Source organism: Enterococcus sp. DIV1096b (assembly GCF_050498765.1).
In the GTDB taxonomy this organism is placed as follows: domain Bacteria; phylum Bacillota; class Bacilli; order Lactobacillales; family Enterococcaceae; genus Enterococcus_D; species Enterococcus_D entomosocium.
Genome location: NZ_JBMHEK010000001.1, coordinates 2,394,118 through 2,418,737, shown reverse-complemented (window position 1 = coordinate 2,418,737; position 24,620 = coordinate 2,394,118). Strand labels below are relative to the sequence as shown.

Here is a 24,620-nt window from a genome sequence, read left to right as displayed (position 1 = left end):
TAAGGGAGGAATTTTAAATGGAAGAAACAGCAAATAGCGGGTTGGTCAAGGGCTTTCGCTTGATTTGGGCGATCGTGAAGTTGAATTTGTTTTTTGTCGTATTGACGCTTGCCGGTGGGGGAATCTTAGGGATTGGTCCAGCGTTTCATACCATCAGTGCTTTGATCCACGAAGATGGACTAAATTATGAGAATCAAAGTTTTCGTAGCGCATGGCGCATTTGGCGCAACGTCTTTGTCAAGGCCAATAAGCAGTTTTATCTGTTCTTCCTACTGACAGGGTTCTTAGTGTATAACCTGTATTTAGCTACCCAGATCCAAGGCTTGATTTGGTTGATGATCTCTTTTGTTTTAGTTGTTGTCAGTGGATTGAGTATTTTACTGTACCTGTTAAGTGTGGTTTTTGACACGTCTTATGAGATATCCTTGTGGAATAACCTGAAATTGTCCTTTGTGTGTCTGTTTCTTCATATGGCGACCTTTCTAAAATTGCTGGTTGGGATCGCTAGTATTCTAGTTTTTACTTGGATGATGAAAGGGCTCTTGCTCTTTGGAACCTTCAGCTTACTGATTTTATGGTGCCATGTGGCGATCAGTCAGGAAAAAAACGTCATTGATCGGGATTTGGCACATGACTAAGTGGCGTTTTCGTTTGTTCAAACACGATTTTTTGATCAATCAGTTGATGCAGCTGTACAGTGTACTCTTGGTGATCATCTCCATCATTATTATGTTGGTCCTGACCGCTTATACCGGAGCGGATCGTTTTACTACGAGTGAACGTTTAGTGGAGAGCACAAGCTTGCAGCTGGATGCTTACGTGCAAGATCAAAATACCGTTGTTTCAACGGTACTTGGCGAATTTACTAGTTCAGATACCGCCTTTGAATCATTACGCAACTATTTGCAGCTTTCATTGCCAGATTATTTTTCCTATAGTAATGATATTTTTCGCCAGACGGGACAGAGTGTATACTTGCCCAATATTCTCTATCGTTTGATTCGTAATCATCCTAGTATCGAAGAGATCATCATTCAATTGGATGAAAGCAATGAGACATTAGTGGCAACGCCGGATACACCTTATGGAGAAAAACACAGCGGCAAACAGATTGATTTAAAAAATCGTCTGTTTTTTGTTCGTTCGATCGCCCAACCAAGTAATTATGCCCAGCCCTTAGGCCAAGTCTACGTGATCTTTCGTTCAGACGATGTTTTAGCCAATCGACAAGAAGACAACCAAATTCATGGAATCAACAGTTTTTTGTATACCTCAAATGGTCAGCGGCTGTACAAGGATGCCACGAACCTCAGCAAGGAAACTTTAGCCAAAATTGATCAGGCGGTTGCTCACGGAACCATTCACGACACTCTTTCCAAAGACTTTTATATCAAAAAACAAACCACTGTCAGCGGAGAAGTGTCCCTGGTTTTGTTGTCAAAAAGGGTGATTTGGCGGGATATTTTTTCCAGCGCCATTTGGATCTTTAGTTTTGGGATTGGGATTCTATTATTGGTCCTATGGGTGCTTCATCGCACCTTTAAGCGCTATACATCGCAAGTAGAGCAGATCGTCTATGCGACGAAAGAAGTCAGCCAAGGGAATTTTGACAAACGGATCGATACCGCCAATGTCCAACAAGAACTGAAAGAAATCGCAGAAGCCATTAATCAAATGACTTACAGTATCAACGAGTACATCAAAGATATTTACACACTGGAGATCAAACAACGGGATGCCGACATGCGGGCATTGCAAGCCCAGATCAATCCGCATTTTCTCTATAACACCTTAGAATACATTCGAATGTATGCCTTGAGCCGCAACCAAGAAGAGCTGGCAGATGTCGTCTATGCCTTTTCGGCACTGCTACGGAACAATACGACGCAAGAAAAGACGAAGACCTTAAAAGAAGAAATCGATTTTTGTGAAAAATATGTCTACTTGTTTCAGATGCGCTACCCAGATAAGATCGCCTATCATGTAACTATCGATCCGACATTAGAACAGTTGGAATTGCCGAAGTTCACGCTGCAGCCGCTTGTCGAAAACTATTTTGTTCACGGTATCGATTATCAGCGCAATGATAACGCCATCAGTATCAAAGCTTATAAAGAAGCCGATCAGATCGTGATTGAAGTCAAAGACAATGGCAAAGGCGCAGATCCGCAGCAGTTAGCGATGATTCATGAAGAACTGCAAAATCAGGAGATCGGAGCCCAAACCTCGATCGGGATCAAAAATGTTCACGAACGGTTGCGGGGGATGTTCAACGGCGCCTATCAAATGGATGTTACGTCTCAAGCAGCCGCTGGGTTTACGGTCAAGATCCGTCTAGATGAAAACAGTTTGCAAAGGGGGCATGAGGCAGATGTATAAAGCAATGTTCGTTGACGATGAATACATGATCTTGCAAGGGCTGCAGATGATCTTGCCTTGGCAAGAGCTGGGCTTTGAGGTGGTGCATACAGCGAAAAGTGCTAGTGAGGCTCTCGAGTATCTACAAGAACATTCCGTTGATTTGCTGATCACGGATATTCGGATGCCAGAAATGAACGGCATCGATATGATCCGCCAAGCGCAAGCGTTTGGGAATCGATTCTTCTCGATCATTCTCTCAGGCTATCAAGAGTTTGCCTTTGTCAAACAAGGCATGGCGTTAGGTGTGCGTAATTATCTGGTCAAACCTGTTAACAAAGAAGAACTGCGTAGCAGTGTTCAAGCAATTGCAGCTGAGTTAGAGGAGCAGCAAAAACTGTTGGCAGAAAAAGAACTTTATCAAGAATCAAGCCTGTTGCTTTGGTTGAATGATGAATTGAACGAAAGCGAGTACCTCCATTTGCTGGCGCAACAGCGGGTGCCGCTAGCAGCACCCTTTACCGTTTTGCAGTTCAATGGGACTGCCGAGATCTTACAAAAAATCACGACGTTTTTTCAGCAAAACGATCAGCCATTGATCTTACCAGGACGATTAGATGAAAACCAAGTGATCATTACCGCAGCCGGACCAAGACAGCAAATCAACGCTGACCTAAAAGCACTGGCACAGCAGCTTGATAGTAAAGACTGGCAGTTGATCATGAGCGAAACCATCAACGAGTGGGAGAATTTGTATAAAGCCTATGAAAAAATCAAACAGGTTCAGTCACTGCAAGCCTTCTACCCAGATCTGTTCTTACAAGAACAGACGATCCACGTGGATATATTAGAGCGAAACGAAGAACTCCCGTTTCTATCTTTTAACAAAGCACTGACCATCGGGGATGTTAAAACGATCCAACATGAGTTGGATAAAATGTTCGCTATTTTGGAACAAACCCAAGCAGACCCTGAGCATGTTCGTTATGTTTCTTTTTTATTGTTCAATGATATTTATCGGCAACTGCCGGTGCTTTCCCAAGAAAACCATGAGCAGATTTTAGCACGAATCCGCGAGTCCAATACATTGGCAGATTTGCGGCAACTCTTTGATGATGTGCTGGAATTGGCTAAATCACAACCGCCGCAAAAACGTTATTCAGAGATCGTTCAAAAGACGATCCAGCTGATTGAAGAAGGTTATACCCATGATTTGACGGTCAAATCAGCGGCAGAAGAACTGCACGTTAGCGTTGTTTATTTGGGGCAACTCTTTAAGAAAGAAACGGAAATGAGCTTTAATCAGTACGTCAATCTGGTGCGAATCAAGCAAGCCCAACAGCTGCTGCTTCATTCGAAAGCCACGATCAGTGAGATCGGCGATCGTATTGGTTACAACAATACCAACTATTTTTCGAAGATGTTTAAGAAGTTAAATGGCTTGACCCCCAAAGAGTTTCGCGATACCTATGAACAGCATTATGAATCCCTTGATTGAATTTAGATTTCTTCAAAAAAAATCCGGTTTTTGTGATTAAATGATAGTAATTGTGACGCTTTCACGGTAAACTAAGAGAGGAAAAATAAAGAAGAGAGCGTGATGTTGTGAAAGAAACCAAAAAATTTGCACAAGTTTTGATAGGTACCGGGCTGATTGCGTTAGCCATATCCTTATTGATCACTGCCCATCAAGGATATGATACGATCAGTACGTTTTTGTTAGGAATTTTGAATTTTATCGATGTCCCCTTTTGGATAGCCAGTTTGTGTTTTAACATTGTTGTTTTGTTGGTCGTTGCAGTCTTTGATCGTGCCGAATTAGGCATTGGCAGTTTTATCAACGGGATCGGCTTAGGCTTGTTGATTGGGATCTTTGAACCAGTGATGGACAAAGTATCAATTCATTTGCCTTTCTACCCATGGATCGCTATTTTCGCGGCACCGATCTTATTTGGCATCGGCGCCGGCGTTTACGTTTCTTCCAACAAAGGTTCAGCGGCGTTAGAAGCCTTGACGGCCTTGATCTACAAACGAAGCAAATTGACCCAAAAAACGATCCGTATCGGCTTGGATGCTGCGATGGTCTTGATCGGTTTTGCGTTAGGCGCCAGTGTTGGGTTAGGTACTCTCTTGTGTATCGTCTTTATTGGCCCAATCTTTGAAGCCACCATGAAAACCATCGCTGCCCGAAGGAAAAACGCATAGCCTTGAGAATAAGTCGGAAAAAGCTGTCTGTGAGGGCAGCTTTTTTGCTGCTTCCATTTAAGGAAATCATCTGAAGAAAGAGGAATCCTGATTTCCTTAAGATTCTCTGGGTAAAAAAAGTGTTTTCTCCATGGTTCCCGACTGATTGGACTTGGTATACTGATAAGACGAGTAAAGGAGAAGTGAAAATGAAAAGTTATCGTTCGACGATTGCGGCTTGCTTTGTAGGGTACATCGTTCAAGCCGTGATCAATAATTTTGCCCCCTTATTATTTTTGACCTTTCAAAGCCAATACCAGCTACCAATCAGCCAGATAACTTTGTTGGTCAGTTTTAACTTTTTGACTCAGTTAGCCGTCGATTTTGCAGCAATCTTTTTTGTAGACCGTATCGGCTATCGTATTTCGATCGTAGCGGCGCATTTTTTTGCAGCGATCGGCTTGATTGGTTTAGCCATTTTTCCCTTATGGTTTCCGACCCCGTTTAGCGGATTATTAGCAGCGGTTTTGTTGTATGCCATTGGCGGTGGCTTGCTGGAAGTGTTAGTCAGTCCCATCGTTGAAGCCTGTCCAACGGAACATAAGGAAAAAACGATGAGCATGCTGCACTCGTTTTATTGCTGGGGGTACGTGGGGGTCGTTTTGTTCTCAACGGCGTTCTTCATGGTGTTCGGTATTCAGCAGTGGCCGATTTTGGCGATCATCTGGGCGCTGATCCCATTGCTCAATTTGTTCTTCTTCACCAAAGTCCCGTTGGCGCCAATCGTTGCCGAAGGAGAACGAGGGTTGACCACTCGGCAGCTCTTTTCCTTGAAAAGCTTTTGGCTGTTTCTGGTGATGATGGTCTGTGCTGGAGCCAGCGAACAAGCAGTCAGCCAATGGGCATCGACCTTTGCTGAACAGGGCTTAGGTGTTAGTAAGACACTAGGCGATTTGGCAGGACCGATGGTTTTTGCCTTGATGATGGGGATCTCCCGCTTGCTTTACGGCAAATTTGGAGAACGAATCGATTTGAAACGCTTTATGTTTTTGAGTGTTTTGCTTTGCCTACTGGCGTATATGATGATCGGCTTTGCTTCATTGCCATTGATCGGGTTCCTTGGCTGCGGCTTAAGCGGTTTTGCCGTAGGGATCATGTGGCCGGGGGTCTTTAGTCTTTCTGCGCAATACATTCGCAACGGCGGGACGGCGCTATTTGCTTATTTGGCATTAGCGGGAGATCTAGGATGTTCAATCGGACCCGCTGTCGTCGGTAGCATCGTCGAATGGACGGGACAACAGCTGCAGGTTGGGATTTTAGGTGCGATCATTTTCCCGATCATCTTGCTGGCAGGAATTTATTTGGTTCAACAAATGCACAAAAAACGACAGCTTCCGTTGCTGGTTTTTCAAGAATCCACAAAAGAATAAAAAAATTTTGGAGCAAATGCCGTCTTTTCATGGTATTTGCTTTTTGTTTTCTGAAATTCCTCTAGTCAAGATAGTTTCTATCCGCTATACTTTGACTTATTCATTTAAAAAGGAAGTGATGTTGTGAAAAGTCAATTGAAAAAAGAAATCAGTTTTTTTGGGGCATTATCGACAGTAATGGGAACGGTGATTGGCGCCGGCGTGTTTTTCAAAGCAGCGGCTGTGGTCCAGCAGACCCAATCGACTGGATTGACCTTGTTGGTTTGGCTGCTTGCCGGCTTTCTAACGATTTGCGGCGGCTTGACCGTGGCAGAGTTAGCGACGGCGATTCCTGAGACCGGCGGACCTATTCGATATATCGAAAGAATTTATGGGAAATTACCCTCCTTTTTATTAGGCTGGGCACAAAGTATCATTTACTTTCCAGCGAACGTGGCGGCTTTAAGTATTATTTTCGCAACACAATGTTTGAACTTATTTCATCTACCTAGCAATTATTTGCTTCCTTTATCGATTTTGACCGGAACGAGTGTGACCTTGATTAATCTTTTGGGAACAAAAGCTGCAGCTCAAGTCCAGTCCGTCACCTTAGCAGTCAAGCTGATTCCGATTGCGGTGATTATCGTGGCTGGCCTGATGACACCAGGGCAAGTATCGGTCTCATTGGTGGATTTTTCTTCCAATACTCAAGGCTCCCTTGCAGCTGGTATCAGTAGTGCCCTCTTAGCAACCCTTTTTGCTTATGATGGCTGGATGGGGGTCGGCAATGTCGCTGGAGAAATGAAGCGACCCGAAAAAGATTTGCCTAAAGCCATCATCTTTGGGTTGAGTTTTGTCACCTTGGTGTACGTGTTGATCAATGTTGCGTTTTTAAAAACATTGCCGATCGATCAAATCGCTGGTAATTTGAACAGTGCCTCAGAAACTGCGATGGCCTTGTTCGGCAGTTTTGGCGGAAAACTGGTCACGATCGGTATCTTGATCTCTGTTTATGGCGCATTGAACGGCTATACAATGACTGGCTTGCGGGTCCCATATGCGATGGCGTTGGAAGATGAGATTCCTTTCAGTAAGACCTTTGCGACCCTAAGCAAAACCACCAATGCACCCTATGCGGCGGCCTTTTTACAATTAGGGATCGCTTGTATCATGATGCTTTTAGGCACCTTTGATCTTTTGACCGATATGCTGGTTTTTGTTATGTGGTTCTTTAGTGTATTATTGTTTGTAGGAGTTTTTCGTTTGCGAAAAACAGAACCGCAGATGAAGCGTCCGTATAAAGTTCCCTTCTATCCAATCATTCCCTTGATTGCGATTTTAGGTGGCTGTTTTATCTTGATCATGACCTTGATCACTGACACGTGGTTAGCAGTCGTGGGAATCGGCGTGACGTTACTAGGAATTCCCGTTTTTTATGGAAAAGCAAAAGGAAAAGCGAGAGGGGCGAAAGAATGAAGATCGTTGTACTTGATGGCTATGCGTTGAATCCAGGGGATTTGGCTTGGCAAGGGTTTGAAGAATTAGGAGAGGTGACGGTGTATGATCGTACCTCATATACAGATAAACAAGAAATAATTGATCGAATCGGTGATGCCGAAGCGATTTTGACAAATAAAACTCCGATCACCGCTGATGTGCTCAAAGCATGTCCGCAATTGACCTACATTGGGGTATTAGCAACTGGATACAATGTCGTTGATTTGGCAGCAGCAAATGAACAAGGAATCACCGTGACCAATATTCCTAGCTACAGTACCAATGCAGTGGCACAAGCGACCTTTGCTTTGCTGCTGGAAGTGACGAACCAAGTGGGACACCATAATCGTTCCGTGCATCAGGGTGACTGGCAAACCAGCAAAGATTTTTCTTATTGGCAGACACCATTGATGGAATTGGCAGGCAAAACGATTGGGCTGATTGGATATGGTGCGATCGCTCAAGCAGTTGCCACGATCGCACATGCGTTTCAATTGAAAGTAATCTACTTTAATCATCGACCAAAACCAGCACAAGCTACTTGGGCAAAACAAGTGTCGTTGGCGGAACTGTATCAAGAAGCAGATATCATTAGCCTTCATGTTCCACAGTTTCCTGAGACAGAAAAAATGATCGATCGCACAGCTTTGGCGCAAATGAAACCTTCTGCGATCCTGATCAATACCTCGCGTGGCGGCTTGATTGATGAAGCAGCAGTTGCTGAAGCGCTGAAAACCGGGCAGATTGCAGCCTTGGCGGCAGATGTCGTCTCGAAAGAACCGATTGCAGCGGACAATCCCTTGTTGCAAGCACCAAATTGCTATTTGACGCCGCATATCGCTTGGGCGCCCGTCGAAACCCGACGTCGTTTGATGGGGATCGCTGTGGCGAACTTAAGCGGCTTTAAAGCAGGGACGCCACAAAACGTCGTGTAAGCAAAACGAGCAAAAGGACTTTGACAAAGCAGGCGACTAGCAAAGCAGTTAGTCTCGCCAACACAGTAACCATTTCGACCAGTCAGCCAGCTTCACAAGGTGATTGGTCGTAGGACTGGTGGTTTGTCTAAGTTCTTTTTTTGCTGAAAAAGAAAGGAGACGGTCTTGAAAAAGTATTATTATCTAGCGGCCTTTGTTAGCTTGGTTGTCTTGAGCTGGCTGATCCAAACCCAAAGCAGCCGCTTTTATGCACAGCCGATCATAGAAGTACAAACGGTTCAAGTCACCGCCGACCAGCAGCAGATTCAAGGGATCCTTCGTAACGGAGAAGAAGCTGGGGTACTGCGGACAGTCATTACAGAATACACGCCCAACGGTGCGATTCATCCGTTGTATCAGACCGGACAACAGCTGCTTTTGCAAAAAGAAGGGGATGGCTGGCAGGTACAAGCACAAAAACGGGATGGGTATCTCTTTTTCTTCCTTGCCTTATTCCTGATGGCAGTAGTCGCAATTGGTGGCAAAAAGGGCTTACGGGCTTTGCTTAGTATCTTTGTGAATACTGGCTTGCTGCTCCTTTTTCTTTGGTTTCACAAAGGCAACAGCTCCTTTTCATTGGTCTTTTTGATGATCGTTTTTACGATCGTCTCGTTGGTTTTGACGATGGGGATTTCCTATGGCTTTCGTACGATCGACAGCCGCAAAATCATTGCCTCGTTAGCCAGCGTCCTCTTGGCGTTTTTTCTCTGTCGGTTCGCCATGGATCTTTTGCAAGATCATGGGTTGCGCTATGAAGAAATGTCGTTTCTGACCCGTCCGTATCGCAGTGTCTATCTAGGGAGTCTGCTGATTGGCGCGATTGGTGCCAGCATGGACAATATTGTCATGCTGATTGCCAGTCTAGATGAGATCCAGCGCATCAATCCCCAGACTAGCCGCAAGGAACGATTAGCGATCGGTCGGTCCATCGCGCAAGATACGACTTCTTCGATGATCAATGTCTTGTTGTTTGCTTATTTAAGTGGGAGTATGCCAGTGCTATTGTTTTACCTAGCAAATGGCTGGCTGCTGTCGCAAGCATTGCCGATGCATCTTTCTTTAGAAATAGTGCGTACAGTATGCGGCGGCTTTGCGCTGGTTTTATCGGTACCGTTGACGCTCCTTTGTTTTGAAGTGCAAAGGAGGAAAGCAAAATGACTGTTTTGTTTGTGTTGATCTTGCTTTTTCTCTTGCTGACTTTCGCTGTTTTTCGGATCGAAGGGCTGTTTCAAGTCACTGGTCTGTTTATGAATGTGGCTGTCTTTCTAGCGCTTCTGGTCCTGATTAACCGAGGGGCACCGATCATACCAGCGGCTTGTGTTGCCTTTTTAGCCGTGGCGGCGATCACCTTGTTTTTCGTGAACGGCGTCAATCAGAAAACCAAAATTGCCTTTGTCTGTGTGTTGGTCTTTCTAGGGCTTTTTCTACTATTATTTCCTCTTGTGCTCTCTGCAATGAATCTTCATGGGTTTTCGGCAGAGGAACTCGATGAGTTGGCGATGTATTCCTTTGATGTAGCCATCGATTTTAAGACATTGATGACTGCGATCATTTTGATGAGTTTTTCGGGGGCGGTGGCAGATGGGAGTATGGCGATCAGCACTGCGACCTATGAACTTTTTCAAGCAAACCCGCAAGTCTCAATCAAGGCATTAAGTAAAAGTAGTATGACAGTGGTATCAGACGTATTGTCTTCGACGATCAATACCTTATTGTTTGCCTTTATGGGAAGTAATCTGGCGTTGATTGCGTGGTTTCAAGATTTGTCGATCTCCTTTGGTGAAATGATCAATTCAAAGGCGTTCGTCTCAGAATTGATCGTTTGTTTGATCACGGGTCTGGCAGCGGTGATTATTTTACCCATCACCGCATGGTCAGCGAGTTGGTATTTTTGGAAAAGGAACCGAATGGAATAGAAGGGAGCTAAACCACCATGGAACCACCAATTGAAACCAAGCGATTAGTGCTGCGAGAAATGAGTCATGACGATCGTCCAGCGATTGAAAAGATTTTGCAAGATCCAGAAGTCATGATTGCCTATGAAGGACCCTTCAGTGAGCAAGAAGTCACTGTTTGGATCGACAAACAGCTGCAACACTATCAAAACGATCACATTGGCTTGTGGCTAGTGATTGAGAAAGCATCCGGGCAAGCGATCGGTCAATGCGGCTTGACGTGGCAAGACGTCAAGGGAGAAGCTGTTTTAGAAATTGGGTACTTGTTTCAAAAGAACTTCTGGCATCATGGGTTTGCCACAGAAGCCGCCCAGGCTTGTAAAGACTATGCGTTTGCAACGCTGAATGCCGATATTGTTTATTCGATCATTCGTGAGTCCAATCAAGCCTCCATAAATGTGGCATTGCGCAATGGAATGAAGCTGGTGGATCGCTTTGTTAAACACTATCGACAAGTGGACATGCCGCATCTTGTGTATGCTGTGGCGAAAGAGATGTGAAAAACGAAAGAATGCTTTTTTCGATTTAGACAATGAAACGCCCCTAGAAAGTTAGCTTTTTCTAACTTTCTAGGGGCGTTTTTTAAGCTTGCGTAAAGCTTTTTCGCTCGATGAGTTCAGCCCCTAAAAGGACTGTTTTGGTGATCGCTCGAGGATGAACGATCTGATCCACCAGCAAATCGATCGCGGTTTTGGCGATTTCCTCCACATCGATGTTAAACGTTGTTAGTGGGGGAGCCACAAATTTTGCGATCTCATTGTCATTGACACTGATTAATTCCAAGCGATCAGGAATGATGATAGATCGTTCATTTAACGCTTGGAGCACACCAACTGCGACGGTGTCAGAAGCCACAAAGAGCGCCTCTGGCAAATTGTCACCAAGGGATTCCACCATTTTTTTCGCCAAACGATAGCCGGTTTCAACGGAAAAATTGCCACCACTAAATAAGAACGCCTCATCGAACGCATCTCGACGAGCCAGCGTTTGACGGAAGATGATCTCGCGACTATCCATTTCTGCACGTTGAGTATCAGGATTTAGATAAGCGCCACCAATAAAGCCGATCTTTCGGTATCCTTTTGTTAAAAACAGATCGATCGCCAGTTGCGTCATTCGATCAGTATCGGGTTTGACCGTATCGAACAGCTCTGGACAGGGGTTGATTTCCAAAAGGACACCATAGGGGCAAACGGATTTGAACTGCTGCGTTTCTTTCTCAGTGAAAGAGCCAATCCCAATAAACCCCGCGACCTCTTGCAATGTTTCTAAAACATCATCTTCATGGGTGATCAGTTGAATTTCCAAATTGTTGATTTTCGCATATTTTTCTAAAGAGATTCGCAATTGTCGAAAATAGACATCTTGAAGCTCTTCTTGTTCTGTCAGCCAGAAAAGGACGGCGATTTTTTCTAGTGTTGTTTTTATTTTTGAGCGATCATAACCTAGTGATAAAGCGGTATGAATAATTTTTTGACGCGTATCGGCTGCGATCGACAACGATTCGTCGCCTTTCAATAATCGGGAAACAGTCGCTTGTGAAAAGCCTGATTGCTCGGCAATTTTTTTTATTGTAACCAATCTTCTTCACCTCTTTCTTCTAGTATACGCTAACAACTTTACCAAGTAAATGAATTTACTAAATATATTTACTGAATAGTGGAAGTTAGTAACATAGAGGTATTTCGAAAAAAAATTTGTGTGATAAACCTTGATTTTATCCGTTTATTTACTCCATTGAAGAAATTAATTTAGTAAAACTATTTACATATTAAGTAAAACAATTTATTATAAACGAGAAGATAGCGTTTGCAAAATAAAGAAAAGGTGGAGAAATGATGATGAAAAAAATGTCTCGAGTTCTTTTTTTAAGTGTAGCAGCTTTAGGATTAGGTGCTTGCGGTCCACAAAGTGAAGGGACAGATAGTACTGCAGCAAATAGTGGCAGCGAAAATGACTATGATCTATTGGTCTGGGAAGACCAAGCAAAATCAGCTGGGATTGAAGAGGCAGTCAAACAATTTGAAGAAGAACACGATGTGACGATCAAAGTGGTCGAAAAAGCCTATGGTGGACAGATTGAAGATTTACGATTGGATGGACCCGCTGGTACAGGTGCGGATGTCATCACAATTCCTGGTGATCAAATCGGTACAGCAGTTACCGAAGGGTTGTTGAAAGAATTAACAGTCGATCAAACGCTACAAGATCTGTATACGGAATCAGCAATGCAATCGCAAATCGTTGACGGCAAAGTCTATGGTTTACCGAAAGCGGTTGAAACACAAATTTTGTATTATAACAAAGAACTAATTTCTGAAGAAGACTTGCCACAAACAACGGATGAGTGGCTGGAGTATTCCGAGTCTGTTTTAGGTGCTGACAGTTATGGGTTACTGGCATTGTGGGATCAAATTTATTACGCACAAGGTGTATTGAGCGGTTATGGTGGTTATGTTTTTGGCGAGAAAGCCGATGGATCCTATGACCCTGAAGATATTGGATTAGCTAATGAAGGCGCGATCGAAGGGGCAGACTATATCCAACAGTTTTATGATGCCGGTGTTTTTCCATCCGGATTGGTCGGTGAACAAGGAATCAATGTGTTGGACTCTTTATTTACGGAAGGAAAAGCTGCAGCTGTCGTCTCTGGTCCATGGAACTTGTCTCCTTATAAAGAAGCGGGCATCGACTATGGTGTGAAAGAATTGCCATTATTAGGCAATGGTGAACATATGGGCTCCTTTATCGGTGTCAAAAGCTACAACGTAAGCAGTTATTCCCAAAACCCTGAATTAGCTGAAGCGTTCGTGAAATTCATCAGCAATGAGGAAAATTCAAAAGTCCGTTATGAAAAAACGCAAGAAGTACCAGCGGTTGCTTCATTGGCAGATGATCCAGCAGTTCAAGAAAGCGAAAGTGCTGCAGCCATTGCTGCTCAGTCCCAATACGCAGAACTAACGCCTGGGATCACTGAAATGAATTCAGTATGGGAACCAATGGATGCCGCATTGCAGACCATTGCTACTGGAAAGGCTGAACCGAAAACAGCTCTACCACAGGCAGTCGATCAGATCAAATCAGCCATTGCAGCAATTCAAAACTAAAAAGTCGTTACGAGGACAAACGTTTCGGATGGTGATTCAGTACTAGGAATCAAGTAATGCCGAACGAAACGTTTGTCAGCGGCTTTTTCTTACAGGGGGCGAAAATGTGAAAAACACGCAGTCGTATGCAAAACGAGCAATGCTATTCTCGATAATACCAGGATTCGGTCAATTTTATAATCGGCAAAAAATCAAAGGCGCTTTATTTTTCTTCTTTTTTGCTATGTATCTTGTCGTCTTTAAAGATTTATTTAATATGGGACTTTGGGGCATCGTGACATTAGGCGTGGAAGTGCCGAGAGACAATTCCATCTTTTTATTAGCAGAAGGATTAGTTGCCTTGATCGTCATCGGTTTTGGTCTGTTGTTCTATTATTTAAACATCCGTGATGCCTATAAAAACGGCGAATTAAGAGACAATGAGCTACCAGTCAACTCTATCCGTGAAAGCTACCAGGCACTATTAAGAGAAGGCTATCCTTATTTAATGAGTAGCCCAGCATTTTTCTTACTCGTGTTTTCTGTTATTTTTCCGATTCTCTTTAGTATCGCGTTAGCTTTTACGAACTATGATCTCTATCATTCTGCACCTGCCAATTTAGCAGATTGGGTGGGATTAGAGACCTTTAAGAAGATTTTTACTGTCGATATTTGGCGTAGTACCTTCTTCAATGTTCTAGGCTGGACAGTTATCTGGACCTTGATCGCCTCAACGTTACAAGTTTCTATCGGAATATTTTTAGCGGTGCTGGTGCATCAAAAAGAACTACGATTCAAAAAGTTCTTTCGAACGACTTTGATCCTCCCATGGGCAGTTCCGGGATTTGTTACGATCTTGGTATTTTCAGGAATGTTCAATGATTCCTTTGGTGCGATCAATAATACGATTTTGAATTTCTTCCAGATTTCACCGATTCCTTGGCTAACGAGTGCGAATTGGACCCGTTTAGCTTTGTTACTGATTCAAGGCTGGCTAGGCTTTCCGTATATTTTTATCGTGACTACAGGGACGCTGCAATCCATTCCTGATGATTTGTATGAGGCGGCGACCATCGATGGTGCTTCAGCTATGCAAAAATTCCGACGAATCACATTGCCATTACTGCTTTATGCAATGGCACCAATTTTGATTACGCAATATACGTTTAACTTCAACAATTTCAATATCATTTATCTGTTTAATTCTGGCGGACCGGCAGTTCCTGGTTCGACCGCTGGTGGTACCGATATTTTGGTTTCATGGATCTATAAGCTCACGATGCAAAATAGTCAATATGCACTAGCAGCAGCATTGACGATTCTCTTATCGATCGTCGTGATCGCGATTGCTTTATGGCAATTCCGCCGAACAAGTTCATTCAAGGAGGTTGGATAACATGAAGGCAGCAAGTATGAAAAAACAAAAATTTGTCCGCCTATCCTTGACATATCTTGTACTGATTTTTACGGTAGTGGTGATCGTCTACCCTTTACTATGGACGATCGGGGCTAGTTTTAATCCTGGGAACAGTTTAATAAGTACGAGTCTGATTCCGACGAGTCCGACATTAAGTCACTACACGAAATTGTTTGCTGGTGACAACTCGCTATATTATAGTCAATGGTATTTGAATTCATTGAAAATCAGTGTATGCACTATGTTCCTGTCACTGATCTTTGTCTCCATGACGGCTTATTCCTTTTCACGGTTTCGTTTTACAGGCCGTAAAAATGGATTGATGCTGTTCTTACTACTACAAATGATCCCGCAGTTCTCTGCCTTGATCGCAATTTTTGTACTGGCGCAAATGCTCGGCTTGATCAATAGTCATTGGTTGCTGATCTTGATTTACGTTGGGGGTCAGATTCCCATGAACACGTACTTATTGAAAGGATATTTTGACTCGATTCCGTTAGATTTAGACGAGAGTGCCAAGATAGATGGTGCAAGCAATACGCGAATATTCTGGCAAATTTTGATTCCATTATCTCGACCAATGCTCGCAGTGGTTGCCATGAATGGTTTCACCGGACCACTGGGAGACTTTGCCCTGTCTTCAGTGATTTTACGTAATCCTGAGTACTATACATTACCCATCGGGTTATACAAATTAGTCACGGATAAAATGGGTGCCAGCTATACGACTTTTGCGGCAGGGGCCATTTTGATCAGTATTCCGATCGCGCTCGTCTTTATTGCATTACAAAAACATTTTGTCACCGGTTTGACCGCTGGCGGCACAAAAGGATAGGAAGAGAAGATGACAAGATATAACTTAGAAGAACGCTTTTTACATGGTGGGGATTATAATCCTGACCAGTGGCTAAATTATCCCGAGATCTTAGCCAAAGATTTAGAACTAATGGAAAAAGCTCATGCTAATACATTTTCCCTTGGTATTTTTGCTTGGAGTGCCTTAGAGCCAGCAGAAGGGGTGTTTCAATTTGAATGGTTAGACAAAATCATGGATCAGCTCGCCGAACGAAACAGTAACGTCATTTTAGCGACGCCAAGCGGTGCGCGTCCTGCCTGGTTGTCTAAAGCATACCCTGAAGTTCTCCGGACCAATGAAAAACGGGAAAAAATGTTACACGGTGGGCGACACAATCACTGTTTTTCTTCGCCAATCTATCGTGAGAAAGTGGCGATCATCAATCGGAAATTAGCTGAACGCTACCACGATCACCCAGCACTATTGATGTGGCATATTTCCAATGAGTATTCTGGAGATTGTCATTGTCCTATTTGCCAAGAAAACTTTCGTCAGTGGGTCAAGCAGAAGTATCAAACGCTAGCAGCCTTGAATGAGGCCTGGTGGGGACCGTTCTGGAGCCATACGATCACCGATTGGTCGCAAATCGAATCTCCTTCACCGATCGGCGAAATGCAAGTTCATGGACTAAATCTAGACTGGCATCGTTTTGTAACCGATCAGACTATTGATTTCTATGAACATGAGATCAAAGACATTCGTCGTTTGTCTCCAGATGTGCCGATCACAACGAATTTCATGGCAGATACCCGTGATTTGATTCCCTTTTATAGTCTTGATTATGGAAAATTTGCCCAGCATGTGGATGTCATTAGTTGGGACTGTTATCCTGCTTGGCATAATGATTGGGGAACGACAGCCGATTTGGCAAGTAAGGTTGGGTTTATCAATGATCAATATCGTAGCTTGAAAAAGCAACCATTTTTGATCATGGAATCAACCCCTAGTGGTGTGAATTGGCATCCAGTCAACCGCACGAAACGCCCCGGGATGCATCTGTTGTCTTCTATGCAATTTATTGCTCACGGTTCAGATAGTAATCTTTATTTTCAATGGCGAAAATCTCGAGGCTCATCTGAGAAGTTCCATGGGGCCGTCGTGGACCATGACAACGACGAGCAAAATCGTGTTTTTCAAGATGTAGCAGAAGTGGGGAAAGCCTTAGAAGAAATCAAAGAAATCAAAGGATTGCACAAAAAAGCCAAAGTGGCGATCATCTATGATTGGGATAACAATTGGGCGCTCAATGATGCGCAAGGTTTTGGTTTAGAGAGCAAACGCTACCCACAAACGTTGCAAGAGCATTACCGCTATTTTTGGGATCATGACATCGCGGTTGATGTCATCACGAAAGATCATGACTTTGATGCTTATCAATTGATCATCGCTCCGATGCTTTACCTCTTACCAAAAGAAACTATGAAAAAATTTCAACAGTATACGAAAAATGGCGGGACACTGGTTTCCACTTATTTGACGGGGATCGTGAATGAAACGGACTTGACCTATTTAGGAGGATGGCCCCAAGAGTTAGAAGAACTGTTTGGTGTGTCTGTGAAAGAAATCGATACGTTATATCCGAAACAAAAAAATATGCTTTTAATGAAGGAACAGCAGTACCGAATTCATGATTATTGTAGTATTGTCCAAACAAACACCGCCCAAACGTTAGGGGTGTACGGTGCAGATTTTTATCAAGGTCAAGCTGCAGTGACCGTAAATGATTATGGTGAAGGAAGTGCCTACTATCTCGGGGGACGGACGGATCAAGCCTTTTTGGAAGACTTCTATCAAGAAGTAACACAACAGCTTCGCTTACAAAATGAGTGGGTCCGCCAAGGTTCAACGAACGTGTCGATTCAAAGTAGAGAAAGTCAGCAAGAGCAGCTCGCTCCGACCACCTATTATTTTGTGATGAATTTTTCCGAAGAAAATCAAGAAATAGAGGTAGCAACTTCAGGAATCGATTTGCTTACTGGAAAAACGACAAGCCAACTTCTTCAGTTGGTGCCTTATGAGGTGCAGATCATCAAAGTGACAGCACCAAATCAATAAAAACTATTGTGTCAATTATATGAGAAAAAAGAAGTATTAACGCTGATGAAAAGCGTTAGTACTTCTTTTTTATAGAGAATGGTTTAATTTTCTTGCGCAAATTCGGCAGCTTTTGTTCCTGCTTGGCGTCCGAAGATGATGATATCGGCAACTGCATTTCCGCCAATTCGGTTTTCACCATGCAACCCACCAGTTACTTCACCGGCTGCAAAGAGACCTGGAATGATCTCGTTATCCGTAGCGATCACTTCTGTGTTCGTGTTGATCTTCACGCCGCCCATCGTGTGGTGGATACCAGGAGCGATAGCGATGGCATAGTAAGGTCCTGTTGACAAATCGTTGTCCATTGCTGTGCTGCGTCCAAAGGCTTCGTCTTCACCAGCAGCCACACTGCTGTTCCAGGTAGCGATCGTTTCAGCAAGCGCTGCTTCTGGCATGTCCAATTCTTTTGCCAATTCTTCGATCGTGTCAGCGGATTTGACTAATCCTTGTTGCTCGTAAAAATCAATGGCTGTTACGCGTTCTTTGACACCTGCATCAAAAACTAACGTTGCTGATTTTTCAGGCAGGGCAATGATCGCTTCAGAGACTTTGTCTCGTGTTTCCATTTCATTGAAGAACCGTTCGCCTTCTTGATTGACCAAGATCGCGCCTTCTCCACGGACAGCTTCAGTGATCAACAGTGATTTAGACTGATCCACTGTTGGGTGAATTTGGATTTGTTCTAAATCAACCGTTTGTCCGCCTAATGCTTCGATCATTTTGATTCCATCACCAGTCGAACCCTCTTGGTTCGTTGTCACGTAGTCTGCCAATTCTGGTTTGTACTCGGTGATCATGTCGAAATTGGCACCGAAACCGCCTGTTGTAACGACAACTGCTTTGGCATCAATGGTTTGTTCGGTTCCTTCTACTTCAACGGTCACCCCGTTGACTTGACCATCTTCTTCATTGATTTCTTTGACATCGGCATTCACAAAAATTGGGATTTCCAATTCATGGATGTTGCGCATCAAGCCATCAACTAAGTATTCCCCAACCGCGGAACCATCAGATGGACGGTGCGTTCTTTTTTCACTCATCCCGCCAGTCGTTGTTAAGTTGTCTAAGGTGATACCCATTGAATCTAACCAATCGATCGCTTCTGCTGAATGATCCACAAAGTAGCGCAACAATTCTTCATCATTGGTGTTGTGACCGCCAGCTAATGTTTCTTCATAGAATAGATCATTTGAATCTTCGATGCCTTCTGCTTCTTGGAATTTGGTTTCTGAAGCGTTCATTCCTGCAGAAGATTTCAATGTATTCCCACCAGAAATTGGCATTTTTTCTAAAATAACTGGGTTTGCGCCAGCTTCCTTTGCTTGGATCGCAGCGGCCATTCCAGCGCCACCCGCACCGACGATCACGACATCGTAGCTGTCTGCAAGTTCGCTAGGGTCTGTGTATTCTTGACCAGATGCAGCTGAAGTTGCATCTGTTTCTTCATTAGCAGATGAACCAGTACTTGTGCTGCTGCTTGTTTGTGAATCAGCGCCACAAGCACTCAAAGTTGCTAACGAGGTTAGGACTAATAGTGTTTGGAAAATTTTCTTCATTGTTTTTATTCCTCCTAAAACTTTTTCCAAATCAAAGACTAACATAGTTGTCATGTTATTTTTAGGTTTTGTTCGAAAAATCACATAATAATTAGAAAAGTTTAATTTATAAAGCGTTTTAGTCGAGGTGAAAGGGTTTCTTGGTCATCATAAAAAAGAGTAGATTCGTGAATTTGTGGAAATAGAAGAATTACTGATTCTTTGATTTGTTTGGTATTAATCATGAAGGGAGTATGAAATGAGATTTGATTGGTCTCTTTTCTGTTATTGAAAAAAAGTACGTCACTGAGGTGCCGAGGAACGATCTCTTTTATTGAAAATAAATTAACCGCTTTGCGATCAAAAGATAGAAAGAAATTAGTGGAATCAGTATTTGTGGTCGCCAATTTTTATTCAATAAATAGAGATAGAATCTTGGGTTTCAAGAACCATTGCCAAGAAATTGCGGTGTTTCTTAAAAAAATCAAGAGAACTGTCTTGCAAAACCAATCCTTTCTTGTATAATAAAAATAAGTTAGGTCTACCTAAAAAATAAATAAACTATCCTTAACTATGGAAATGGAGTGAAAATAATGATTACTTTTTCAGAAATATCCGCAGCCTATGATGGCAATCATCAAGTGATCTCGGATTTGTCGTTTCAAGTAGAGAAACCAGCGATCGTAGGGATCATCGGACCAAATGGGGCAGGGAAGTCAACGCTGATCAAAGCGGCGTTGAAGTTGATCCCTTCCAGTGGGAACATGAGTGTCAACAAAAAAGCGTTAAAAGACTTTCAAAAGGAAATTGCCTATGTCGAACAAAAGACCGCGGTTGATTACACGTTTCCGATCACAGTCAAAGAAGTCGTATCTTTAGGCTTGTATCCTAAGATGCGCATGTTCCAAAGAATGTCGGCCAATGATTGGCAGAAAGTGACAGCCGCTCTGGCAGCGGTAGAAATGGAATCCTTTGCGGAACGTCAGATTGGGGAATTGTCCGGTGGGCAGTTTCAGCGGGTCTTGATTGCTCGAACGTTGGTGCAAGATGCCAACTATATTTTCCTTGATGAGCCCTTTGTAGGGATCGATGCCACCAGTGAAGCGATCATCGTCGGCCTGTTGCGTAACTTGCGAGATGCTGGCAAGACGATTTTTATCGTTCACCATGATCTGGGGAAAATCACCGAATACTTTGATTACTTGGTTCTGCTCAATCAAACCCTGATCGCTGCGGGCCCAGTGAGTGAAGTCTTTACCGAAAGCAATTTGAAGCAAACATTTGGCGATGCGATCATCGTGAAAGGAGGCGTTTAACATGTTGACAAGCTTTTTTACCAGTTTAAGTAACTATCATTTCTTGCAAAATGCCTTGATCACGGCAGTCGCGATCGGAATCGTCGCAGGGGTGATCGGTTGTTTTATTATCTTACGAGGGATGTCCTTGATGGGGGATGCAATCTCTCATGCGGTCTTACCAGGGGTAGCCTTGTCTTATATCTTCGGCGTTCATTTTTTTGTCGGGGCGATCTTCTTTGGGATCTTGGCTTCCATGATTATTACCTATATCGCCAATAACAGCCTGATCAAAAGTGATACGGCGATCGGTATCACCTTTAGTTCGTTTCTAGCTTTAGGGGTTATCTTGATTGGGGTAGCAAACAGTTCGACTGATTTGTTTCACATTTTGTTTGGGAATGTGCTAGCGGTGCAAGATAGTGACAAATGGCTGACGATCGCTATCGCTATCCTTGTGCTGGCAGTGATCATCCTCTTCTTCCGTCCGCTGCTGATCACTTCTTTTGATCCGATGATGGCAAAGGCCTTTGGGATGAAAGTGCAAGCCTATCACTACTTATTAATGTTCTTATTAACTTTGGTTTCAGTGACAGCGATGCAAAGCGTCGGAACGATCTTGATCGTGGCTTTATTAGTCACTCCGGCAGCAACGGCTTATTTATATACAAAACAATTGAAGCATATGATGATCATCGCAGGGGTTTTAGGTGGTCTCGCCTCATTTATCGGCTTATTTATCGGGTACAGCTTTAATATTGCCGCAGGATCAAGTATCGTTTTGACCGCAGGAGCCTTTTTCGTGATCGGTTTCTTGTTCTCACCAAAACAAAAGACCAGTCCAGTCAAGCGCTGGTCAGCGACAGCGGTTTTAGCGACGGCAGCTGTAGCTGGTGGCTTCTTTTTGGCACAGCAAAACGGACAGATGGCCCAAACAGAAGGGAAACTTTCAGTAGTAGCGACCAATTCGATCATTGCTGATATTACGGAAAACATTGCCGGTGATCGAATCGATCTTCACAGTATCGTACCAGTGGGGCGTGATCCCCATGAATATGAACCTTTAGTGGAAGATGTTCGAAAAGCGACCGATGCTGATCTTATCCTTTACAACGGCTTGAATCTAGAAACTGGCGGCAATGGCTGGTTTACCAAATTGATGAACAATGCCAATAAGGTAGAAAATGAAGATTACTTTGCCGTCAGTGATGGCGTGGATGTGCTTTATTTATCTGATGATGAAGACCACAGCAAAGCCGATCCTCATGCATGGTTAAATCTAGAAAACGGCATGATCTATGCCCGTAACATCGCTCAACGCCTGAGTGAAAAGGACCCTGACAATCGCTCTTTCTATGAAGAAAACCTTGAACGCTACTTGGCTTCATTAGAAGAACTGGATCAGCAAGCGAAGGAAAACTTCCAATCGATTCCTGAAGAGAAGAAATTGATCGTCACCAGTGAGGGAGCCTTCAAATACTTCTCTAAAGCCTATGGTGTACCGTCTGCCTATATTTGGGAAATCAATACCGAAGAAGAAGGTACCCCTGCGCAAATCAAAAACTTAGTGGATCAGCTGCAAAACTCAGCCGTCGCTTCCTTGTTTGTCGAAAGCAGCGTCAATACTCGTCCAATGCAAAGTGTTTCTCGTGATGCGGGCATTCCGATTTTCGGAACCGTCTTTACCGATTCGATTGCAGAATCGGGAGAAGAAGGCGACAGCTACTATAACATGATGAAGTGGAATCTCGAGACGATTTATCAAGGCTTGAATCAATAATACAAAAACATCCTTAGCTCGTTCTGGCTAAGGATGTTTTTTCGTCGTATTTTTGTGCTGGAGAAAAGCAAAGAGATAAAATCCGCAGCCCATCAAGGCAGCAAGAAATGCGATGACAGGAAAGTACAACCCCTGACCGTAAACATAGGCTGTATAAGCAAAGAAGGCGATCAAAAACCAGAGTGTTCCTGAGATGACCATTTTTTGGTTCCTCCTAATTGTTTAAAAGTATTTATTTGGTATATTTTAACACGATAGGGGCAAAAAGAAAATCAGCGAATCGAACGTTTGCTGAAACGATTTGCTGATTTTTTCCCAATTACAACGATGAACAGTTAAGAAACGTTCAATTGCTGTTGCGGTTCTAAATGGTAATAAAGGATCTCTGGCGGGACGCCGAGTCGGGCGGGAATCTTGGTCATACCGACCCCACTGGAAACACTCAATAAGGTCTCATTTCCTAAAAGGTAGAGCCCATCGGTATATTTCAACGCGCCCTTTGTTTTCGCATAATAAAAAGGCAAGCGAATCTGCCCGCCATGGCTATGGCCAGAAAGAATCAAGTCGTAGTTTGGCAGATTGGTGATCCGAGAAACATAATCGGGTTCATGGAGCAAAAGCAACTGCCATTCTGCTAAGGTTGCTTCATAGGTAAAACTGACTTTCGGACTTTCTATATCGATACCGACAATATTCATCGACGTCTTGTCATCAGAACCAAAAACCGACTCATTATCAAGTAAGGTAAACCCTGCATGCTGGTATATTTCCTTAACAAAGTAATGACCGTCATTCAAATGGTCATGGTTCCCCATAACTGCGATCTTACCCAGAGGCGCTTGCAATTTTTTCAGCTTTTCGATCAGTCGCTTGGTTGAACGATGCGGCCATTTTTTATAATTATCGATCAGATCCCCCGTGATGATGATCAGATCCGGCTTGTTTTGGATCGTTGATCGAATGATGCGATTCATTCGTCTTGGTTTAAACCAACGAGAAAAATGGAGATCACTGATATGGGCAATCACGATATTGCTTTCTGCTTGGTAAAGGTCATAAGCTTTTGAAATATCTAAGACGGTGCGCTTGTCTTTTTTTATGAGATAATGCCGTTGTTTGAGAAGATGCGGTTCAATAATAAAGGAGTAAACTAGCAAGCCCGTAAGGAGGAATGCAATAAGAATGAGGGTGTACATGGCGTGGCTCCTTTTTTGATTTGCTAGTTTCTAGCATAGTAGATTCTTACAAAAAAAGCAATCATACGGAAGCAAAAATAACAAAAAATATCCATCGTATTTCGCTTGATTTTTCCATTAAAAAAGATACAAAAGAAGCTGCAACAGCCTATCTTTTGTATCCTAGATCGCAATTATTTGATTTTCACCAATCGTTTGAAGCGTGCCTTGTGCTTGACAGGGATCAAAGCCATGACACAATCATAAGGGACAGAGATGATCGCCCATGCGAGACTTTTACTTGAAGCAAAGGGATAGTTTTGCTGTAAGACAAAATGGCCACTGATCAAGGCAAAACCGATACTACCGACCCACAGCCATTGCGGGTCCCAATTCGTGAAGTGCTGGAGGGCTGTGATGACAAACGGATAGCCGTAAAAGTACAATGCAGTCAAAACGAAAGTGACATTTTTGGTTAATTGACGCAAGGTCAGTAAGAAAAACAAGCCAGAAAGAACGATACCCAATGGAGGAAACAGACTAACTAAGAAGGAATAAACGATGCCCCATAAGATCATGCCTGGGCCTTTGACGAGAGCAGCTATGACAAAGACAAAAAGTAGGAATAAGAGCTGTTGCGAAAAACTTGCTGCCGTCAAAAGTCCGAAGAAACCAACCAATAACCAGTGAGAAAAAGTCGCTGTTTGATTCTTTTGTGGCGTCTGCTGCTGCAGTTTTAGCCATGTAGCAAAATTGGGGAAATCTTGCTGGAAATTTCGCTGAAAATCGCTATTGAATGCTTGATGGGCATTTTGCTGCCGATAGTAGTGATATTGATTTTTTAACGTGCCTTTAGCTGCTGCTTTTTGGCCAGAAAAAAAGCGGCCGGGATCAATTTTTGATCGTTCCATATTTCCACCTCCATACGATTTCGTTACACTCAGTATAGAGAAAATCAGCTTCGGCGTCCTCCAACTTTGGGCGGATTTTTTTTGCTTGCTG

The 24,620-nt window shown here is 43.3% G+C and carries 21 protein-coding genes; 16 read left to right on the top strand and 5 right to left on the bottom strand.

Features of this window, described 5'->3' with window-relative positions:
• Positions 1–17 precede the first annotated feature (17 nt).
• The 10 genes from IGJ17_RS11420 to IGJ17_RS11375 all read left to right on the top strand — a co-directional run bounded on the left by IGJ17_RS11420 (position 18) and on the right by IGJ17_RS11375 (position 10,877).
• Positions 18–638: a DUF624 domain-containing protein gene (locus IGJ17_RS11420; RefSeq protein WP_016613577.1), complete on the top strand. Its 621-nt coding sequence runs from the start codon at positions 18–20 to the stop codon at positions 636–638.
• The gene (locus IGJ17_RS11415) at positions 631–2,379 is read left to right on the top strand and encodes a sensor histidine kinase (protein ID WP_139960070.1); all 1,749 of its coding nucleotides are present in this window, start codon (positions 631–633) and stop codon (positions 2,377–2,379) included. Before IGJ17_RS11420 ends, IGJ17_RS11415 begins: the two co-directional genes overlap by 8 nt.
• Positions 2,372–3,856 (top strand): response regulator transcription factor, encoded by a 1,485-nt coding sequence (locus IGJ17_RS11410; RefSeq protein ID WP_005234772.1) that lies wholly within the window; start codon positions 2,372–2,374, stop codon positions 3,854–3,856. The genes IGJ17_RS11415 and IGJ17_RS11410 overlap by 8 nt, the downstream gene beginning before the upstream one ends.
• A 107-nt stretch (positions 3,857–3,963) precedes the next feature.
• Positions 3,964–4,563: a YczE/YyaS/YitT family protein gene (locus IGJ17_RS11405; RefSeq protein WP_429961411.1), complete on the top strand. Its 600-nt coding sequence runs from the start codon at positions 3,964–3,966 to the stop codon at positions 4,561–4,563.
• Between the two features lie 188 nt (positions 4,564–4,751).
• Complete coding sequence (locus IGJ17_RS11400; RefSeq protein ID WP_429961410.1) at positions 4,752–5,972, top strand: MFS transporter; 1,221 nt, start codon at positions 4,752–4,754, stop codon at positions 5,970–5,972.
• A gap of 123 nt (positions 5,973–6,095) precedes the next feature.
• Positions 6,096–7,427 carry an APC family permease gene (locus IGJ17_RS11395; RefSeq protein ID WP_008378950.1) on the top strand — a complete coding sequence of 444 codons (1,332 nt, stop codon included), beginning with the start codon at positions 6,096–6,098 and terminating at the stop codon, positions 7,425–7,427.
• A complete protein-coding gene (locus IGJ17_RS11390) occupies positions 7,424–8,383 on the top strand; it encodes a D-2-hydroxyacid dehydrogenase (RefSeq protein ID WP_429961409.1) in 960 nt (319 codons plus the stop codon). The genes IGJ17_RS11395 and IGJ17_RS11390 overlap by 4 nt, the downstream gene beginning before the upstream one ends.
• A gap of 165 nt (positions 8,384–8,548) precedes the next feature.
• Positions 8,549–9,580 (top strand): YibE/F family protein, encoded by a 1,032-nt coding sequence (locus tag IGJ17_RS11385; RefSeq protein ID WP_429961408.1) that lies wholly within the window; start codon positions 8,549–8,551, stop codon positions 9,578–9,580.
• A complete protein-coding gene (locus IGJ17_RS11380; protein ID WP_429961407.1) occupies positions 9,577–10,338 on the top strand; it encodes a YibE/F family protein in 762 nt (253 codons plus the stop codon). The genes IGJ17_RS11385 and IGJ17_RS11380 overlap by 4 nt, the downstream gene beginning before the upstream one ends.
• Before the next feature lie 17 nt (positions 10,339–10,355).
• Positions 10,356–10,877 (top strand): GNAT family N-acetyltransferase, encoded by a 522-nt coding sequence (locus IGJ17_RS11375; RefSeq protein WP_429961406.1) that lies wholly within the window; start codon positions 10,356–10,358, stop codon positions 10,875–10,877.
• 82 nt (positions 10,878–10,959) lie between these two features.
• Here the strand turns inward: IGJ17_RS11375 and IGJ17_RS11370 are convergent, their stop codons facing one another.
• Positions 10,960–11,958 (bottom strand): LacI family DNA-binding transcriptional regulator, encoded by a 999-nt coding sequence (locus IGJ17_RS11370; RefSeq protein ID WP_429961405.1) that lies wholly within the window; start codon positions 11,956–11,958, stop codon positions 10,960–10,962.
• Between the two features lie 254 nt (positions 11,959–12,212).
• Here IGJ17_RS11370 and IGJ17_RS11365 point away from each other — a divergent pair, with 254 nt between their 5' ends.
• The 4 genes from IGJ17_RS11365 (at position 12,213) to IGJ17_RS11350 (ending at position 17,791) form a co-directional block, all read left to right on the top strand.
• Complete coding sequence (locus IGJ17_RS11365; protein ID WP_429961404.1) at positions 12,213–13,484, top strand: extracellular solute-binding protein; 1,272 nt, start codon at positions 12,213–12,215, stop codon at positions 13,482–13,484.
• A gap of 139 nt (positions 13,485–13,623) precedes the next feature.
• Positions 13,624–14,859: an ABC transporter permease subunit gene (locus IGJ17_RS11360; protein ID WP_429961630.1), complete on the top strand. Its 1,236-nt coding sequence runs from the start codon at positions 13,624–13,626 to the stop codon at positions 14,857–14,859.
• A 1-nt stretch (position 14,860) separates the two neighbouring features.
• Positions 14,861–15,715, top strand: coding sequence for a sugar ABC transporter permease (locus tag IGJ17_RS11355; RefSeq protein ID WP_008378938.1), 855 nt, complete (start codon positions 14,861–14,863; stop codon positions 15,713–15,715).
• Positions 15,716–15,724: 9 nt separating this feature from the next.
• Positions 15,725–17,791 carry a beta-galactosidase gene (locus tag IGJ17_RS11350; protein ID WP_429961403.1) on the top strand — a complete coding sequence of 689 codons (2,067 nt, stop codon included), beginning with the start codon at positions 15,725–15,727 and terminating at the stop codon, positions 17,789–17,791.
• 83 nt (positions 17,792–17,874) lie between these two features.
• On the opposite strand, the gene IGJ17_RS11345 is transcribed toward IGJ17_RS11350, so the two are convergent.
• Entirely contained in the window at positions 17,875–19,389 is a 1,515-nt protein-coding gene (locus tag IGJ17_RS11345; protein ID WP_061054396.1) for a flavocytochrome c, read from the bottom strand.
• A 572-nt stretch (positions 19,390–19,961) separates the two neighbouring features.
• Here IGJ17_RS11345 and IGJ17_RS11340 point away from each other — a divergent pair.
• Complete coding sequence (locus IGJ17_RS11340) at positions 19,962–20,684, top strand: metal ABC transporter ATP-binding protein (protein ID WP_429961402.1); 723 nt, start codon at positions 19,962–19,964, stop codon at positions 20,682–20,684.
• Position 20,685: 1 nt separating this feature from the next.
• Positions 20,686–22,443 (top strand): metal ABC transporter permease subunit, encoded by a 1,758-nt coding sequence (locus IGJ17_RS11335; protein ID WP_429961401.1) that lies wholly within the window; start codon positions 20,686–20,688, stop codon positions 22,441–22,443.
• A gap of 27 nt (positions 22,444–22,470) precedes the next feature.
• On the opposite strand, the gene IGJ17_RS11330 is transcribed toward IGJ17_RS11335, so the two are convergent.
• From IGJ17_RS11330 to IGJ17_RS11320, 3 genes are all read right to left on the bottom strand, one after another.
• Complete coding sequence (locus IGJ17_RS11330) at positions 22,471–22,644, bottom strand: hypothetical protein (protein ID WP_005234804.1); 174 nt, start codon at positions 22,642–22,644, stop codon at positions 22,471–22,473.
• Positions 22,645–22,778: 134 nt separating this feature from the next.
• Entirely contained in the window at positions 22,779–23,639 is an 861-nt protein-coding gene (locus IGJ17_RS11325; protein WP_005234806.1) for a metallophosphoesterase, read from the bottom strand.
• 173 nt (positions 23,640–23,812) lie between these two features.
• Positions 23,813–24,529, bottom strand: a complete 717-nt coding sequence (locus tag IGJ17_RS11320) for a hypothetical protein (RefSeq protein WP_087664935.1) — start codon at positions 24,527–24,529, stop codon at positions 23,813–23,815.
• Between the last annotated feature and the right edge of the window lie 91 nt (positions 24,530–24,620).